This window comes from Bradyrhizobium sp. Ghvi (genome assembly GCF_900115265.1).
Classification (GTDB): Bacteria; Pseudomonadota; Alphaproteobacteria; order Rhizobiales; family Xanthobacteraceae; genus Bradyrhizobium.
In genome coordinates, this window is the sequence record NZ_FOVU01000010.1 from 183,001 (window position 1) to 198,300 (window position 15,300).

Below are 15,300 nucleotides of genomic sequence, written 5' to 3' on the forward strand. Positions count from 1 at the left end.
GCTCCGCGAGGGGCTTAGGGGCAGGGGCTGAAGATGAGATTCACGGTCAAGGCAAAGCTGGCCAGCGCGTTCGGTCTGATCATCGTGCTGTCCATGGTCGCCGGCGGGGTCGCCTACATGAAGCTCGGCGATATGATGACGACCGCCGACAGCATGGTCTTGCGCGCCAAGCGAATGGAGAAGGCGGCCGAGATCGAGAAGCTCATCCTGTTTCAGCTGCGGGCCGAAAAGAATTCCATCCTGGTTCAGGAGAACGAATACGAGCAGTACAATGCGGACGCCGCCAATCGTCGTGAGCAGACGCTGAGGAGCAAGGATGAGGTCTACGCCCTCGCAAGCGAACAGGGCAAGAAGCTGCTGGATGTCTTCGCCGTCGCGCTCGGCAAGATGAATGCCTACCAGGAGGAGACCATCCGCCTGGCGAAAACGGACAAGGTCAAGGCAACCGAACGCTCCGTCGGCGAAGGCCGCAAGGTGGTTGCCGACGCCCTCGATGCTGTCGGTGCCTATGTCGCGAACACCAAGAAGCAGATGGCGGAACAGGCCGTCCAGTCGAAGGAAGAAGGCCACCAGGCCCAGCTCATGTTGATGACGCTGATCGGAATCTCGCTTGCGGTTGCGGTCGCCGCGGCGCTGTGGATCTCGATCTCGATCAGCCGGGCGCTCGGACGTGCCGTCGGTCTCGCTGGTGCAGTCGCGGGCGGCGATCTCAATCAAACGATCAATGTCATCAGCAATGACGAGGTCGGCGATCTCGTCAAGTCGCTGAACGCTATGGTCGGGAAGCTCCGGCAGATCGTCGCCGAGGCGCTCACCGCCGCCCAGAACGTCTCGGCCGGCAGCCAGGAGCTATCGGCAAGCGCCGAACAGTTGTCGCAGGGCGCCACCGAGCAGGCCTCGTCCGCCGAAGAGGCGTCCTCGTCGATGGAGGAAATGGCCTCGAACGTGAAGCAGAACGCAGACAACGCCAACCAGACCGAGAAGATCGCGGCGCAGTCGGCCAAGGATGCGGAAGCCAGCGGCATCGCCGTCGGCCGTGCCGTCCAGGCGATGCAGACCATCGCCGAGAAGATCACCATCGTGCAGGAAATCGCGCGTCAGACCGATCTGCTCGCGCTGAACGCCGCAGTCGAGGCCGCCCGCGCCGGCGAGCACGGCAAAGGCTTTGCGGTGGTCGCCTCCGAGGTGCGCAAGCTGGCCGAACGCAGCCAGGCCGCGGCCGCCGACATCGGCACACTGTCGAGCGAGACCGTGAAGGTCGCGCAGGACGCCGGTAGCATGCTGTCGAAGCTGGTGCCTGACATCAAGAAGACAGCCGAACTGGTCCAGGAGATCACGGCGGCCTGTCGCGAGCAGGACGTCGGATCGGCCCAGATCAACCAAGCGATCCAGCAGCTCGACAAGGTCGGCCAGCAGAACGCCAGCGCGTCCGAGCAGGTGTCATCGACCTCGGAAGAGCTCGCCTCTCAGGCCGAGCAACTTCAGTCGACGATCTCGTTCTTCCGGATCGAGCAAGCCGGCCGTGGCGAGAGCGCTGCGTCCGCGCCGATCGACCGGGCAGTCACCCAGCTGCGCAACAAGGCAGGACAGATGCAGGCGGCGGAGCGTGGCGCGAAAAAGCCCGTGCCCGCGCGTAAGCCGGCGCGCGCGATCAAGGCCGCCGGCGGCGGAGGTGGCTTTGCCTTCGACATGGACGGCGGCGAAGACGAGCGCGACGCCGAGTTTCAACGCTGAGCACCGCTTAACCCATTTGACCCCGGACCTAGCAATGGCCGCAACCTCGCAATATCTGACGCTCGGACTCGCCGGCGAGACGTTCGGCATCAGCATCCGCAACGTGCGGGAAATTCTCGACATGCGGCCGATCTCGCGGCTTCCGCATGCGCCGAGCTTCCTGCTCGGGATGATCGACGTGCGGGGCTCGGGCTATCCGATCGTCGACCTCAGAACCAAGCTCGGCCTACCGAATGTGGCAGCGACCGAGGCGACCCGCATCATCATTCTCGACGTGCCGATGAAGGACCGCCTCGTCGGCGTCGGCTTCGTCGCCGACTGCGTGTTCGAGGTCACCGATATCGACGAGCAGGCGATCGAACCTGTGCCCGACGTGGGCGGTCAATGGCAGTCCGACTATGCCGCCGGCATCGGTCGCAAGGGCGAGAAGTTCGTCGTCATCTTTGATCTGGCCAAGTTGATGGCTCACGACGAGATGCCGGAAGGGCGCGGCGATGATGCATCGCGCGCCGCCTGAATTGGACAGTCAGTGCAGCGTCATGCGTAAGCAGATCAATCGTTAAATCGGAAGACCGGGGCTGATCATGAGATTTACCGTCAAAGCTAAACTTGCCAGTACATTTGGCGTCGTCATCCTGCTCTCGATGATTGCGGGTGGCGTCGCTTACCTGAAGCTCAACGACACCGTGGCGACCACCGAACACCTGTCGGCACGGGCGGCTCGTCTGGCGAAGGTCGGGGACATGCAGGCGAGCGTGTTGCTCCAAGTTCGAGCGGAGAAGAACGCCATCCTGGCGCCAACCGACGCCGAGCAGGACAAGTTTGCGAGCCAGATCGTCGAGCAGCGCGAGCACGTGCAGAAGATCAAGGACGAGGCCTATGTCGGCGCAAGCGAGGCCGGCAAGAAGATGCTCGACGTGTTTTCGGCGGCTTACGCCAATGCAAACACCGTCCAAGACCAGACTCTCAAGCTGACCAAGCAGGACAAGGCGAGAGCGACCGACCATTCGATGAATGAAGGCCTGAAGGCCACCACATCCGCGCTCAATGCCGCGAACGACTACATCAACTACGTCAAGAGGACGATGGCCGAGGAGAGCGCGGAGGCGAGGGTGGAGGGCAGCCGCGCCGAGATCATTTTGATCAGCCTGGTGCTCGCGTCGCTGGTGATCGCCGTCCTGGCAGCTGTCTGGATTGCGCTCAACATCAGCCGCTCGCTCAGCCGCGCCGTCGGCCTGGCGGATGCAGTTGCCATCGGCGACCTCAGCAAGAAGATCGACGAGTCCAGCAACGACGAAATCGGCGATCTCATCAAGTCGCTGAATGCGATGACCAAGAACCTGAACGCTACAGCCGCCGTCGCCAATGAGATCGCGCAGGGCAACCTCACCGTAGAGGCCAAGCCGCTATCCGACAAGGACACGCTCGGTCTCGCGCTCCAGCGTATGGTCGAGAAACTGCGGCAAATCGTGTCGGAAGCTCTCATCGCGGCGCAGAACGTCTCGGCCGGCAGCCAGGAGCTCTCCGCCAGCGCCGAACAGCTTTCGCAAGGTGCGACCGAGCAGGCTTCATCGGCCGAGGAAGCGTCGTCCTCGATGGAGGAGATGGCTTCCAACGTGAAGCAGAATGCCGATAACGCCAACCAGACCGAGAAGATTGCCGCGCAGTCGGCCAAGGACGCCGAAGCCAGCGGTGCCGCGGTGGGACGTGCGGTCAATGCGATGCAGACGATCGCCGAGAAGATCACGATCGTCCAGGAGATCGCGCGCCAGACCGATCTGCTCGCGCTCAACGCGGCGGTCGAGGCAGCACGTGCCGGCGAACACGGCAAGGGTTTTGCCGTGGTGGCGTCGGAGGTCCGTAAGCTGGCCGAGCGCAGCCAGGCCGCCGCTGCCGAGATCGGCACTCTCTCGGGCGAAACAGTCAAGGTCGCGCAGGAGGCAGGCTCCATGCTGTCCAAGCTCGTTCCCGATATCAAGAAGACAGCGGAACTGGTCGAGGAGATCACCGCGGCCTGCCGCGAGCAGGATGTCGGCTCGGCGCAGATCAACCAGGCGATCCAGCAGCTCGACAAGGTCGGCCAGCAGAATGCCAGCGCCTCCGAGCAGGTTTCCTCGACCTCGGAAGAGCTTGCCTCGCAGGCCGAGCAGCTGCAGTCGACGATCGCCTATTTCCGCATTGAGCAGGCCGGCAAGAACCCGGCGCCGATCGATCGTGCCGTCAATCAGCTCCGCGCCAAGGCTGCGACCATGGCCGCGGCCGAGCGTCCTGCCCGGAAGCCCCAGGCCAAGCCGGCGCGCGCAATGAAGGTCGCGGGCGGCGGTGGCTTTGCTTTCGATATGAACGACGGCGAGGATGATCGGGACGCCGATTTTCAGCGCTGAAATTTTCCGGGAATGGGTCCGCCCCCGTTCAGAGGCGGACCTGACTGTCTTCTGTTGCGTGGACGCGTAGGATTCAAGATGGCCCGTTTGGCCCGACATTCACTCCAAGCGGGCCCTCGGGGTCAGGGCAGGCGGACATGATGCCCGCCGTGCAGGACATGGCCGTACATCTGTCGGACCGGCATTTCCGGACCATTGCCGAATTGATCGAGGGCCAGGTTGGCATCAAGCTGCCGCAGGGCAAGCGGCTGATGCTGGAGGGGCGCCTGCACAAACGCGTGCGCGCGCTGAATTTCGCGGACCTGAACGAATATGTCGACAACCTGTTCGAGGTGGACCATTTTGAAACGGAACTTACCCATCTGATCGATGTGGTGACGACGAACAAGACCGACTTCTTCCGCGAGCCGCAGCATTTCTCCTTCATGCGGGAGATTGCCATCCCGAGATTGCTCAAGCTGCACGGCAGCGGCAATGCGAACCTGAAATTCTGGAGTTCGGCGAGCTCCACCGGAATGGAAGCCTACACCACCGCGATGGTGCTCGACGACATGACGCGGACCGGATCGCGGTTTCGGTACCGCATCCTCGGAACCGATATCTCGACTGCGGTGCTGCGTCTCGCCAGGACCGCGATCTACAGCCGCGACGTGCTCGCGCCGGTGCCTGAGCCGTTCGTGAAGCGGTACTTCCTGTCTTCGCGCGACAAGTCGCGCGACGAGGTGCGGATCGTGCCGGAACTGCGGCGCATGACGCATTTCATGCGGATGAACCTGATGGATTCGTCCTATCCCGTCGACCGGGATGTCGACATGATTTTCTGCCGCAACGTGCTGATCTATTTCGACAAGCCGACGCAGCGAAAGGTCGTCGAACAGCTTTGCAGCCATCTGCGGCCGGGAGGGTATCTGCTGGTCGGGCATTCAGAGTCGATGGTTCACAGCTCGGTTCCTGGCTTGAAGCAAGTTCAGCCAACCATTTTCCAGGTCTGATTGGGGGCACGCTCGATATGCCCAGGGAAAAGGTTCGCGTGCTGATCGTGGACGATTCGGCGTCGGTCCGCCAAATTCTCCAGACAATACTCAATGAGGATCCTGAGATCGAGGTGATGGCGACGGCCTCCGATCCGTTCGTGGCGGCGCGGCGTCTCCAGGACGAAATCCCCGATGTCATGATTCTCGATCTCGAGATGCCGCGCATGGACGGCATGACGTTCCTGCGCAAGATCATGGCGCAGCGTCCGATTCCCGTGATCATCTGCTCCTCGCTGACCGAGGAAGGCTCGAACGTCATGTTCGAGGCATTCGAGGCCGGCGCCGTCGATATCGTGCCGAAGCCGAAGATCGACACGAGGCAGGCGTTGCTCGAGTGCTCGACGCGGCTGCGCGAATCCGTGAAGTCGGCGGCACGCGCACGGGTGCGGCCGCGCTCGGAACGACGAATGATCGAGAAAAAGCTGACGGCCGACGCCATCATCCCGCCGCCGGTGCAAGGCAAGGTTCGGCCGACGACCGAGCGTATCGTGTGCATCGGGGCGTCGACCGGGGGCACGGAAGCGCTCAACGACGTTCTCGAAATGCTGCCGGCGAACTGTCCACCCATTCTGATCGTCCAGCACATGCCGCCGGGTTTCACCTCTGCCTTCGCCAGGCGTCTGGACAGCATTTGCCAGATCCGCGTCAAGGAGGCGGAGGATCGCGAGCCGGTGTTGCCGGGCTGCGCGTACATCGCGCCGGGTGCCCGCCACATGCTGGTCCAGCGCATCGGTCTGCGCTATCAGGTCGCGATCAAGGATGGCCCGCCGGTGTCGCGGCATCGTCCTTCGGTCGACGTGCTGTTTCGCTCCGCGGCCCAGCATGCCGGCGCCAACGCGCTCGGGGTCATCATGACGGGCATGGGCGATGACGGCGCACGCGGCATGCTGGAGATGCGCAAGCTCGGCGCATCGACCCGGGCGCAAGACGAGGAGAGCTGCGTGGTGTTCGGCATGCCCAAGGAAGCCATCGCACATGGTGGGGTCGAGAAGGTGGTCGCGCTGCACCAGATTCCGCGCGAGATCATGCACTGGTACCAAGCCGGGCACGTGGCTGCGGGCTGATCCGGATGGCTGCCACTCCCACCAGCGTGTTGACTGATGCGATCGCCGCGGTCGAGAACGTTTCGTCGCGCATCGAGGACGTGTTTGCGCGCGTCGGCAACGAGCTCGGTCGCGGCCATGTCATCTTCAAGGAGCTCAATCAGGGTCTTGCCACTCTTTCCGGGGAACTCTCCGGCGCCGAGATCGAGGGAGCCGCAACCGCGCTGCAGGAAATCGCGGCGCGGCTGAGCGAGCTGGCGCGGGCGCTGCCGGCCGAGAGTGCGCTCCTGGCGATGATCGGCAAGAACACGACCGAGGCGTCTGCGCTGCTGAAGCCGCTGTTCAAGCATATCCAGATGATCACCATCATCGCGCGCAGCGCGCGGATCGAGGCGGCGTCGCTGGAAGGCGATCGTGAGGGTTTTCTCGCCTTCACGCAGGAGGCCTACGATCTCGGTAAGGCCGTGCAAGGCTCGATCGAGGGCTGTGCGCGGGATCAGCAGCGTCTGTCGGAAGCGGTCGCCACCGCATCCGGCCGGCAGAAGGAGTTCGAGAGCCGCTACGGCGACCAGCTCGTCGCAGAGAGCGCCGAACTCGGTGCGGCCTATTCCGGCTTGCGCGACCAGCGCAGGAAAAGCAGCCATCTCGCCGATCTCGCCAGCGGCAGCACGCGGAAGATTGCCGAGGCGGTCGGCGGCGCGATCATTTCCTTGCAGGCCGGCGACAGCACGCGGCAACGCCTGGAACATGTCTGCCATGGCCTGCGCCATTCGTCCGGCTTGGAGCCGAGCCTCGTTCCGGCGCCGCTCGCAAGCGAAGACGGCGTGCATGCGATCGTCCGGCTGCAGGCGGCCCAGCTCAGGGACGCCCAGCGAGAGTTCGGCGGCGACATCGGCCAGATCATCCGGACGCTGTCGGATATCCTCGATGACGCGGGCAAGGTCGTCGGTCACGGTCGCTCCCTGTTTGGCGGCGAGAACGGCTCCTCGTCGTTCCTGACCCGTATCAAACAGACGCTGGCCCAGGCCTCGACCCTGATCGCCACCTGCGAGAGCGCCGGCCGATCGGTCGACGAGGCACTGGCCGTCGTCGAGGATACGCTGGCGAAATTCCGGCAAGCCATTGCGGGCTTGGCCGAAGCCACGGTCGATATCACGCTGATCGGAATGAACGCGGGCCTCAAGGCGAGCCATCTCGGCAGCCGCGGCAGCGCCTTCGTCGTCATCGCCAACGAGCTCAAGGCGACTGCCGACCAAGTTTCGGCCGGCGCCGGACGATTGCGGCCCGTCCTCGATGGCATCGAGCGGTCCGCCAACGAATTGAAGGAGCTCCGCGTCCAGGGCGATCCCACCCGGCTCGCCAATCTCGAGCCGCAGATCCTTAAGGCGCTGCGCGAGGTCGAGGCCGGCAATGAACGGCTCGGCAAGCTGATGAGCCGGCTCGTCGATGAAGGCGCCGAATTCGAAGGCCTGCTGAATTCGGCGCAAGGCTTGATGAGTTCGCTCGGTGAGAGTTCTGCGACGTTGCCCGCCGTCGCTGCGCGGCTCGAGGCCGCAAGCGCAGGCGCGCATCGACCGCAGCCGCAGGACGAGGCGCTGCTCGACGATCTCTTCGCGCGCTACACGATGGAGCGCGAGCGCGACGTTCACCGGGAGTTTCTGCAGTCCCTCGGGCTTGCGTCGAGCGCTGCCGCACGCCGGGCCGAGCCGATAGAGCCGGCAGATGACGGCATAGAACTGTTTTAGTTCGCCGCCGAAGCGGTCCGTTCAGCGCTGGCAATTTGACGGGTTGGCTTTGCAGGGCGTTAACCGTTGCGAAATGCGCGGCGCATCGGTCATTGTCGCGCCCCCAGAGTTGGTCGCAAATAGGTTTGAAATTTGCGGCGGACATTCTTCATGCTGAGAGACGGCAAATACGCGGTCTGGTTCAGGACGCCGCGCGCTCAGGGCACGGGCCTTGTGGAGTTGGTCGATGGGCGGATCTCGGGCAGCGACAGCTTCTTCACCTATGGCGGCTCTTATGAGGTTGATCAGCAGCGCTTCACGGCCGTTCTGACCGTGAGACGGCACACCGATGGCCCGCCGAGCGTGTTTGGCCCCGATGCGGTCGAGGTCGATCTGTCAGGGGCATGTAGCGGAGCCATGGCGACATGCTCGGGGAGGGCCAAAGAGGCGCCGGATATCAAGTTCGAGGCCACTCTGATCTACAGCCAGGAAGATGCGCGACCAGCCGACGCGAAGTGCGCGATCGTGCAGCTCAACGCCGCCAAGCTGCCGCGGGGCCTCGACGGCCGGTCGCAGCCGCATCATCTATTCGCACCCTCCAGGCCGCCCGCATCTTAGTCTTGCGTTGACGCTATCGCAGCGAAAACGCAAAAGCGCGCCTCGCCAACAAAGGCTTTTAAGCATCGAAACCTAGTCTGCGGCCAAACAAGATGATGGAAATCAAATGCCTCAGATCTGGATGACCTATGACGAACTCGCGACGCTTTGTGAGTGCACCGGCAGTGAGGCCAGATTGCGGGCCATCCATCTGTCGCTCGACCGCCGCAAGAGCCGGGATGGTGCGACGCGGGTCAAACTGACCTGGCGTTGACGGCCAAGTTCTTTGCCTCTATTCGCGAGTCGGATTTTGACCTCGACCGTGCGATCGAGGCGCTCCAGGCCACGCACCGCCAGATGGCGGAACTTCTCACGCCAAATGAGACTTGTGGCAGGCGCGGGGTCGCATAAGCTGCTGCGCAGCGCTCTGGTGTGACCGACTTTTGTGGCGTTGGGCCTGAGATTCGCGTGTTGGTTGTTCCGAATCAGGCATAAATCCCCATCCGGAGTTTCCGGCTGCGGCCGGTGTTCTCGCAAACTGGGCCAAAGCGCCCGTAGGAGGGGCCATGAGGAAAAGCGGCTATCGGATCTACGCGACGCTATTGGGGACGGCCGCATTGTTTGGGCTGCTGATCGCGAAGGCCGCTCCAGCAAGCGCCGAGGTGGTGAAGCTGCAAGCCGACCTCAAGGGCAGCAACGAAGTGCCACCGAACAATTCATCCGGCTCGGGCAAGGCAGAAGCGAGCTATGATACGGAAACAAGAACCCTGACCTACACGATCACTTTTGCCGGCCTGTCGGGCCCCGCGATGGGGGCACACTTCCACGGGCCCAGCGAAACCGGCAAAAACGCCGGCATCGCGCTGCCCTTCAAGACAGTCGTGAGCCCGATCCAGGGCACTGCAACACTCACCGAAAATCAGGCGGCGGATCTACTGGCCGGAAAGTGGTACGCGAACATCCACACCAGCCTGAACCCCGGTGGGGAGCTGCGTGGGCAGATGGTGAAGTAGGGATCAATCCCTTGCGGCGGTGCTCATCTCGCCTGAACCGCCGGTGCGCTTTATGATGGCGGCCGGGGCAAGAAGGCCAGGATCGTCTGGGCAAGTATGACGCCCACAGTACCGCCCGCCGCTTTTTGCAGCACGTCGAAAATGCCTGGATCCCGGTCGGGCGTGAATGCCTGCATGATCTCCAGCACGCCAGCGACGGCGAAAACCAGAAAGCAAGCCAGAGCGAACCGTCCAGGCAACAGGAAGCTAAGGAGAAAGCCGAGCAGCCCATAGGCACTGAAGCGCTCGATCACGACGACCCAGTAGGCCTCGTGATGTCCCATCAGCGCGGGTCGCCCCGCCAACCTTGCCAGGGTGGCGTAGACGATGAGCGCAAGGCAGATGCCTGCGGCTGCAAGGAAATGATTTCGACGCATGATACCAGCATAGCTGGTTCACAGATGCTCCGCTCCGAAAGACGAAAATATCGTTAAGCTCCCTTCGCGCCAATCCAGGGGGCGGCGCCACCGATCGTCTCAAGCCGAAGCGCCTCGGTCTACAAAGGCTGGAGGAAACACGGACGTTTGCCGTGCCGCCCTGTTCGCACGGAAGGCTTAGGCCACCAACGCCGAATCGTTGCCCACAGCCTCGCCCGACTGCGCAACGCGACGCTTCTCGAACAGTTCGCTGAACTTCATAAACGGCAGTGGCGCCGCTACGAGGTAACCTTGGCCCTCTTGCACGCCGGATGCAATCAGCGCCCGGCGTTGATCCTCCGTCTCGATGCCTTCCGCGACCACGGTCATCTGGAGGTCCCTTGCGAGCGCCACCAGCATTTCCACGATCATCGTCGTGGACGCATCCACCGTGATGGTGTCGACAAAGAACTTGTCGATCTTGATCGTGTTGGCACCCAATCCCTTCAGCCGCGACAGACCGCTATGGCCGACGCCGACGTCGTCGATCGCGACGCGGAAGCCATGGTCGCGCAGTTCGGACACGACGGCCGCGGCGCGCGCGAGATCGTCGAGCTCGTCGCGCTCGGTGATTTCGACGACGATCTGGCGAGCAGATACTTTTGCCGCCAGGACCGTGCGGCGAAGCCGCTCCACGAAGCCTGTGCTCAGGAGATGGTTTGGTACGATATTCAATGACAGCTTGAAATTCTTGTTGGCCTTCAGCAGTGGCTTCAGGTCGGAGAGTGCCGATTCCAATATCTGCCAGGTCATCGCCTGGATGCGTCCGCTGGATTCGGCGAGCGGAATGAAATTCATCGGCGGTATCACCGATCCGTCCTGGCGTAACCAGCGGGCCAGAATCTCGCAGCCTCTGATCTCGTCCGTCGTAAGCTCGAAGATCGGTTGGTAGTATGGTTTGAATTCGCGGGCGGCCAGTCCCCGATCGAGATCTGCGACCGGACCTTCCAGCCTCCGGCTGCGTGCCAGCAGGAAGCCGAAGAGTGCGCCAAGTCCAAGGGCTAGGGCGAGCGCGGGCCAGTAGGCTTCGCTGTTCCAGCTCGAGAGGACTGCGCCTTCGAGCCGGATCGTCGCATGAAGTGGCAGGCGCGCCGAATTCTTGTCGAAGCTGATCGGCTCTTGCAAAGACCTTTCGGCATCCACTTGGAATTCGCCGAGCTTCTCGCCATTGCTCAAGCCAAGGACGACCTCGCTGTGCGCGCGCAGCTCGGCGGGCATGATGTCGAACAAGGTTGCGTTGATGCCGACAATGGCGACCAGGGCGGAGCTGTCGTTGATGTCTCTCAGCACGCCCAATGCGTCGCCTCCGAACTGCTCCACACGGAACAGAGACAGCTGCTTGTCGCGCGAGGAGAGCATGTCGCGGCGATCCACCCATCCTTTGTCGAACTCGAGCGTTTCGGAATAGGCTGAGCAGATCACCGAGCCGTCCGGATTGACCAGACGGACGTCCTTGATGGTCGAGCTCTGGTAGACGAGGAGCCGGATAGCCTGCAACGCCGCCGGCGCGCAGCTGGCCAGGTCTCGCCTTGCGAGTTGGTCGAGGCTTGCAGCGGCAAAATCAACCGCAAATTCGGCCCGCCGCAGCACGACCTCAGTGAGTTCATCGAGCTGATGGGCCTGCTGGTGGTTGATGACGCCTTTTGCCGCGAAATGCCCACCCAGCCCGAACGCCACCGTGCTCGCAAGCACAAGCGCCACAAACGTAAAGGTCGGTCGCTGTAATCTCATCCTGCCAGCGCGGAAATTGAGGGGCTTCCCGATGGATATTAGTCAGGACGCGCTAAGATAGGGTTTAATCGAACAGAGGAGTTCAGGAATGGGGTCCGCCAAGAAGTCGCGGCACTGATCGGCGCTTCTGGTTCCAGGAAGAAAGCCCCGCGGCCTCATGCACTTAAGGGCGCCTACGGCCGCAGAGCGACGGTGAAAAATCATCGCTTCAGATAACTGGGGGCGACAGTGCCGCTCAATTTGCCGCCAACAGGGGGGGGGGCGCCGCGCCCGCAATCGCAAGACCACAAAGGCGACATTGATAGCCAACCATATCAGTATCACGGCAGTGGCAAGATGCAGCACGGCAGGACCTCGCGAGCAAGTTGGCGTCAACGCTGAAGTGCCGTCTATGTTCCAGGCGGATGCGCTGGAATCCGAATATCTACCGTCGGGCCCAGGCCTGCACCGCGATGCCACTGCAAATTGTGTCTTCAAAGGAGGCCGGATGGTCCGGGATCTACCGAAAATTCTGAAGGCCGAACGTACGACGATCTCGCCATGGTTGGAGGTCATCGCTCGGGAGGTGCGTTTCTCGCGCGAGGCTGCCGCGGAAACCTATTATGCGATTGCGCAACCCGACTACGTGGCCGTCCTGGCCGTCACGCCCGACTCGCGAATTCTCCTGGTGCGCCAATATCGTCCGGCGATCGAGCGCTTCTCGCTGGAATTGCCGGCGGGAATGGTTGACCGCGGCGAAGATCCGCAGGCGACGGCCGCGCGTGAACTTCTGGAAGAGACCGGCTATCCCACCATCAGTATCGAGCGCATCGGCCTATCGGCGACCTGCTCAAGTCGGATCAGCAATGCGACGCACTCGTTCTTCGTCAGAACCGGCGATCGTGCAGCTGGTTTTGTCGAAGAGTCGGGTGTCCAGGTCATCCCGGTCCTGCAGAGCGAGCTTCGCCCGCTGGTTCTATCGGGAGAGTTCGGCGAGCTTACTCATTTGGGTGTGCTGGCCCAGGCGTCTGCAAGAGGGCTTTTGGCCTTTTAGCGTGTCGGACCTGCGCCACGGATCTGCCCGATCTCATTGCGCATCCAAGCCGACCACCGCTGTGCAAGTTTGGCAATGGCTCAGATCTCGAGACGGCGACGACGCAACGCCATCCGGGCGCCGTGCTTCGAAGGCTAGCTTTTCCTACGCGTCTTTTGCTTCAACGACAGACCAAGGCGCAAAGCCATGCGCTTGATCGCGTCAGGCGAGCGTCCGAGTTGCTTCGCTGCTTCCTCCAGTGACGTCGAAGACTTGGCCAGCTCCATGAGCCGGCGGTCTTCCTTGAACGACCAAGGCTTCCGCGCCATAACCGAAAAATTCCTCTCGCATCGACCTAACGACAAAACCGCCAAGCGGACCCATGTTCGCTCGACGGCTTTGCTTGGGTGGGGCCGGGCTTGGGGGAGCCCGTGTGAAGATGCATATGCGATCAGGGGAAGCGCGCAACAAACAACCAGAATTAAGCTAACTACTCAACCTTACCGCGATGAAATCGGCGCCTGGCGATCCGTACAACCACGGGAATTTCTTCGATCGGGATCGTTTGCACGTGTGCAAGCATTCCTAACCGCGACTGTTCTATCGCCATGTTGGTTTGGGCTGTCGCGGGGACGGTCACTTCACTCCAACATCCGCGTGCAGCCCTTGCCACATCCGCGCTCGAGCAGCCGCCGAGACGATCAGGCCCGAAGCGGTGAGGGCCGAATCGCGAATGCGGCTCGGGCCGAGACTTCGTCGCGCAGTCACAGCGAGAACGTCGAGGATGCCGTGATCGACATGCTTTCAATGTTGCTAGGTTCGTTGATCCGCGGGCATCTCCGGATGGCCGGCATCGCGCCGGTTGAACAGGTCGTCATCGCCCTCAGTTGCGGGTAATCTCGATGCGGCCTGTTGCACAAATTTCAGCGTCATCTGACAAAAGTTTCAGCGATGCCGATCTTGAAGTCGTCACGTCTGCACGATGAAATGCGGCGGGAGGAGCGTTCCGAGACCGAAGGAACATTCCAATGATAGCAATTCTGTTTTTGTCGTCGATCTTTGCGATCGGATTTGGCTGTGGCTATGCCGTGCGAGGATGGCGATCTCGCAGGAGATCGGCGCGGTATCGGCTCTATGCGCCCTATACTCCTGCTTCAATCGGCGCCGACCGAAGCCCTCCCTCGTAAACCACGCTCGGTTAGGTTAATTCACCACTCCCGTTGAGTGCGGCAGAAGAGGAGTTTAGAGCTTACAAGCCGATTGCGAGAATTGAAGACGTCTGGAATTGCGAGGCGTGCGTAAGGAATCGTAGATGGCGTATCTTGTTGCCTTGCTGGGCCTGATTGTTGGCGCAGTCTCATTGATCGCTTTTGTGAGTATTTATAGTCGACGGCTCGAAGGACTCTCCGGCCCCTGGATTCTTGGTGAGGGCCCGTCGCAATGATTGAGCAAAAGCGGCATGCGCCGCGCAGATATTTCGTCGATGCGCAGGGGCGGCGCGTTCTGATCGGGCTGTCGTCGGACGAAACGGCGGAATTTGAGGCGCTGGATCTGTCGTCGATCGAAGGTGACGTGACGCCGGCAACCAGTGACATCGGTCAAGGCCTCGCCGGTGAAAACGAGGTGAGGTGGCTCGAACTTTACCGCAAGCATGAGGGGGCTTGGCGGACCTGGATCACGCAAAGTCGAGCCGAGCAGCCGACAGCTTTCAAACTTTATTAACCGTATTTGACCGATGGTAGCGGCTTTAAATCCGAACGTGGGATGGCCCAAATGTTCCAGCTGTTCCTGAGGGGGCGCGCGCACAACCTTCTCTCTTCCCGGCGTGAGGACAAGGGCTTCAAAGCCCGCTCGGCCGAGCGCGACGCCGAGACGGATCGCGTCCGGATCGAGGCGATCATGACAGCGCTCGATACCGCCCTGCAGGAGGCGGAAAGGGAGCAGGCCGGCCTCAATCGGCGTGTCGATGACGCCCTTGCCCGCGCTTCCGTCACCATTGGTAACGGCACCGACGAATATCTGGAGCGGGAGCCGCTGGACAATCATCATCAGGACCTCTTTGCCGCCGATATTTCCAACGGTCAGCGCAGGCTCAAAGAGCTCGCCAGCACGATTTCGCACCTGAAATTCGTCAAGGCTGCAATGATGACGCGCTTCCCCGATTTCAAGCCGCCAGAGCCCAACAGCTAGTGCTCATCTGTTCAGGGCTGTTTTGTCGTTGGGCGTTTCGATCCCTTTTGATATGGTCCGCCACGCGTTGATGAATCGAAGGAGCGAGCAGGTGCCCGTTAGACAAATGCCCAGGTTGTTGGGACTGGCGTGTCTGTTCGCGCTGGTTGCTCCCGTGGCGGCGTCGGCCATTACCGCCGAAGTGGCGCGCACCTGTGACGCGGCGGCCGCGAAGGCTTTTCCTCCAAAGCAAGTCGGCAATCCGGCCGCCGGCAGCGCCAAAGGCTCTGCGAAGGAGCGGCGTGACTATTTCAACAAGTGTGTCGCGAACAACGGCAAGGTTGACGACGCGCCGGCCGATGCGCCCAAGGACAGCAAGTCTACCAAATAGGCAGGATACGCGG

At 62.0% G+C, this 15,300-nt stretch carries 15 protein-coding genes; 13 read left to right on the forward strand and 2 right to left on the reverse strand.

What is annotated here, in order from left to right:
- Positions 1–33 precede the first annotated feature (33 nt).
- The 9 genes from BM374_RS30060 (at position 34) to BM374_RS30100 (ending at position 9,529) form a co-directional block, all read left to right on the forward strand.
- Complete coding sequence (locus BM374_RS30060) at positions 34–1,734, forward strand: methyl-accepting chemotaxis protein (RefSeq protein ID WP_092300990.1); 1,701 nt, start codon at positions 34–36, stop codon at positions 1,732–1,734.
- Between the two features lie 34 nt (positions 1,735–1,768).
- Complete coding sequence (locus tag BM374_RS30065) at positions 1,769–2,251, forward strand: chemotaxis protein CheW (RefSeq protein WP_092300993.1); 483 nt, start codon at positions 1,769–1,771, stop codon at positions 2,249–2,251.
- Positions 2,252–2,318: 67 nt separating this feature from the next.
- The gene (locus tag BM374_RS30070; protein ID WP_092300997.1) at positions 2,319–4,118 is read left to right on the forward strand and encodes a methyl-accepting chemotaxis protein; all 1,800 of its coding nucleotides are present in this window, start codon (positions 2,319–2,321) and stop codon (positions 4,116–4,118) included.
- A 137-nt stretch (positions 4,119–4,255) separates the two neighbouring features.
- Entirely contained in the window at positions 4,256–5,110 is an 855-nt protein-coding gene (locus BM374_RS30075; RefSeq protein WP_092301001.1) for a CheR family methyltransferase, read from the forward strand.
- Positions 5,111–5,127: 17 nt separating this feature from the next.
- Positions 5,128–6,216, forward strand: a complete 1,089-nt coding sequence (locus BM374_RS30080; RefSeq protein ID WP_092301004.1) for a protein-glutamate methylesterase/protein-glutamine glutaminase — start codon at positions 5,128–5,130, stop codon at positions 6,214–6,216.
- Between the two features lie 5 nt (positions 6,217–6,221).
- The gene (locus tag BM374_RS30085; protein ID WP_092301007.1) at positions 6,222–7,940 is read left to right on the forward strand and encodes a methyl-accepting chemotaxis protein; all 1,719 of its coding nucleotides are present in this window, start codon (positions 6,222–6,224) and stop codon (positions 7,938–7,940) included.
- Positions 7,941–8,090: 150 nt separating this feature from the next.
- On the forward strand, positions 8,091–8,537 hold the full coding sequence (locus BM374_RS30090) for a hypothetical protein (protein ID WP_092301010.1): 447 nt from the start codon (positions 8,091–8,093) through the stop codon (positions 8,535–8,537).
- 106 nt (positions 8,538–8,643) lie between these two features.
- Entirely contained in the window at positions 8,644–8,790 is a 147-nt protein-coding gene (locus tag BM374_RS39575) for a hypothetical protein (protein ID WP_244552744.1), read from the forward strand.
- 292 nt (positions 8,791–9,082) lie between these two features.
- Entirely contained in the window at positions 9,083–9,529 is a 447-nt protein-coding gene (locus BM374_RS30100; RefSeq protein ID WP_092301013.1) for a CHRD domain-containing protein, read from the forward strand.
- A 50-nt stretch (positions 9,530–9,579) separates the two neighbouring features.
- Here BM374_RS30100 and BM374_RS30105 read toward each other — a convergent pair whose 3' ends face one another.
- Both BM374_RS30105 and BM374_RS30110 read right to left on the reverse strand, forming a co-directional pair.
- Complete coding sequence (locus BM374_RS30105) at positions 9,580–9,945, reverse strand: VanZ family protein (RefSeq protein ID WP_092301016.1); 366 nt, start codon at positions 9,943–9,945, stop codon at positions 9,580–9,582.
- Positions 9,946–10,122: 177 nt separating this feature from the next.
- Entirely contained in the window at positions 10,123–11,715 is a 1,593-nt protein-coding gene (locus BM374_RS30110; protein ID WP_092301019.1) for an EAL domain-containing protein, read from the reverse strand.
- A 391-nt stretch (positions 11,716–12,106) separates the two neighbouring features.
- On the opposite strand from BM374_RS30110, the gene BM374_RS30115 reads away from it, so the two are divergent.
- The 4 genes from BM374_RS30115 to BM374_RS30135 all read left to right on the forward strand — a co-directional run bounded on the left by BM374_RS30115 (position 12,107) and on the right by BM374_RS30135 (position 15,287).
- Positions 12,107–12,748 (forward strand): NUDIX hydrolase, encoded by a 642-nt coding sequence (locus BM374_RS30115; protein ID WP_092301022.1) that lies wholly within the window; start codon positions 12,107–12,109, stop codon positions 12,746–12,748.
- 1,419 nt (positions 12,749–14,167) lie between these two features.
- Positions 14,168–14,449, forward strand: a complete 282-nt coding sequence (locus BM374_RS30125; RefSeq protein WP_092301028.1) for a hypothetical protein — start codon at positions 14,168–14,170, stop codon at positions 14,447–14,449.
- A 51-nt stretch (positions 14,450–14,500) separates the two neighbouring features.
- A complete protein-coding gene (locus BM374_RS30130) occupies positions 14,501–14,917 on the forward strand; it encodes a hypothetical protein (protein ID WP_092301174.1) in 417 nt (138 codons plus the stop codon).
- A gap of 28 nt (positions 14,918–14,945) precedes the next feature.
- A complete protein-coding gene (locus BM374_RS30135; RefSeq protein WP_244552745.1) occupies positions 14,946–15,287 on the forward strand; it encodes a hypothetical protein in 342 nt (113 codons plus the stop codon).
- Positions 15,288–15,300: the final 13 nt, after the last annotated feature.

Coding starts and splice junctions, on each gene's coding strand:
- BM374_RS30060 (WP_092300990.1), top strand. CDS start 34: ATGAGATTCACGGTCAAGGCAAAGCTGGCCAGCGCGTTCGGTCTGATC.
- BM374_RS30065 (WP_092300993.1), top strand. CDS start 1,769: ATGGCCGCAACCTCGCAATATCTGACGCTCGGACTCGCCGGCGAGACG.
- BM374_RS30070 (WP_092300997.1), top strand. CDS start 2,319: ATGAGATTTACCGTCAAAGCTAAACTTGCCAGTACATTTGGCGTCGTC.
- BM374_RS30075 (WP_092301001.1), top strand. CDS start 4,256: ATGATGCCCGCCGTGCAGGACATGGCCGTACATCTGTCGGACCGGCAT.
- BM374_RS30080 (WP_092301004.1), top strand. CDS start 5,128: ATGCCCAGGGAAAAGGTTCGCGTGCTGATCGTGGACGATTCGGCGTCG.
- BM374_RS30085 (WP_092301007.1), top strand. CDS start 6,222: ATGGCTGCCACTCCCACCAGCGTGTTGACTGATGCGATCGCCGCGGTC.
- BM374_RS30090 (WP_092301010.1), top strand. CDS start 8,091: ATGCTGAGAGACGGCAAATACGCGGTCTGGTTCAGGACGCCGCGCGCT.
- BM374_RS39575 (WP_244552744.1), top strand. CDS start 8,644: ATGCCTCAGATCTGGATGACCTATGACGAACTCGCGACGCTTTGTGAG.
- BM374_RS30100 (WP_092301013.1), top strand. CDS start 9,083: ATGAGGAAAAGCGGCTATCGGATCTACGCGACGCTATTGGGGACGGCC.
- BM374_RS30105 (WP_092301016.1), bottom strand. CDS start 9,945: ATGCGTCGAAATCATTTCCTTGCAGCCGCAGGCATCTGCCTTGCGCTC.
- BM374_RS30110 (WP_092301019.1), bottom strand. CDS start 11,715: ATGAGATTACAGCGACCGACCTTTACGTTTGTGGCGCTTGTGCTTGCG.
- BM374_RS30115 (WP_092301022.1), top strand. CDS start 12,107: ATGTTCCAGGCGGATGCGCTGGAATCCGAATATCTACCGTCGGGCCCA.
- BM374_RS30125 (WP_092301028.1), top strand. CDS start 14,168: ATGATTGAGCAAAAGCGGCATGCGCCGCGCAGATATTTCGTCGATGCG.
- BM374_RS30130 (WP_092301174.1), top strand. CDS start 14,501: ATGTTCCAGCTGTTCCTGAGGGGGCGCGCGCACAACCTTCTCTCTTCC.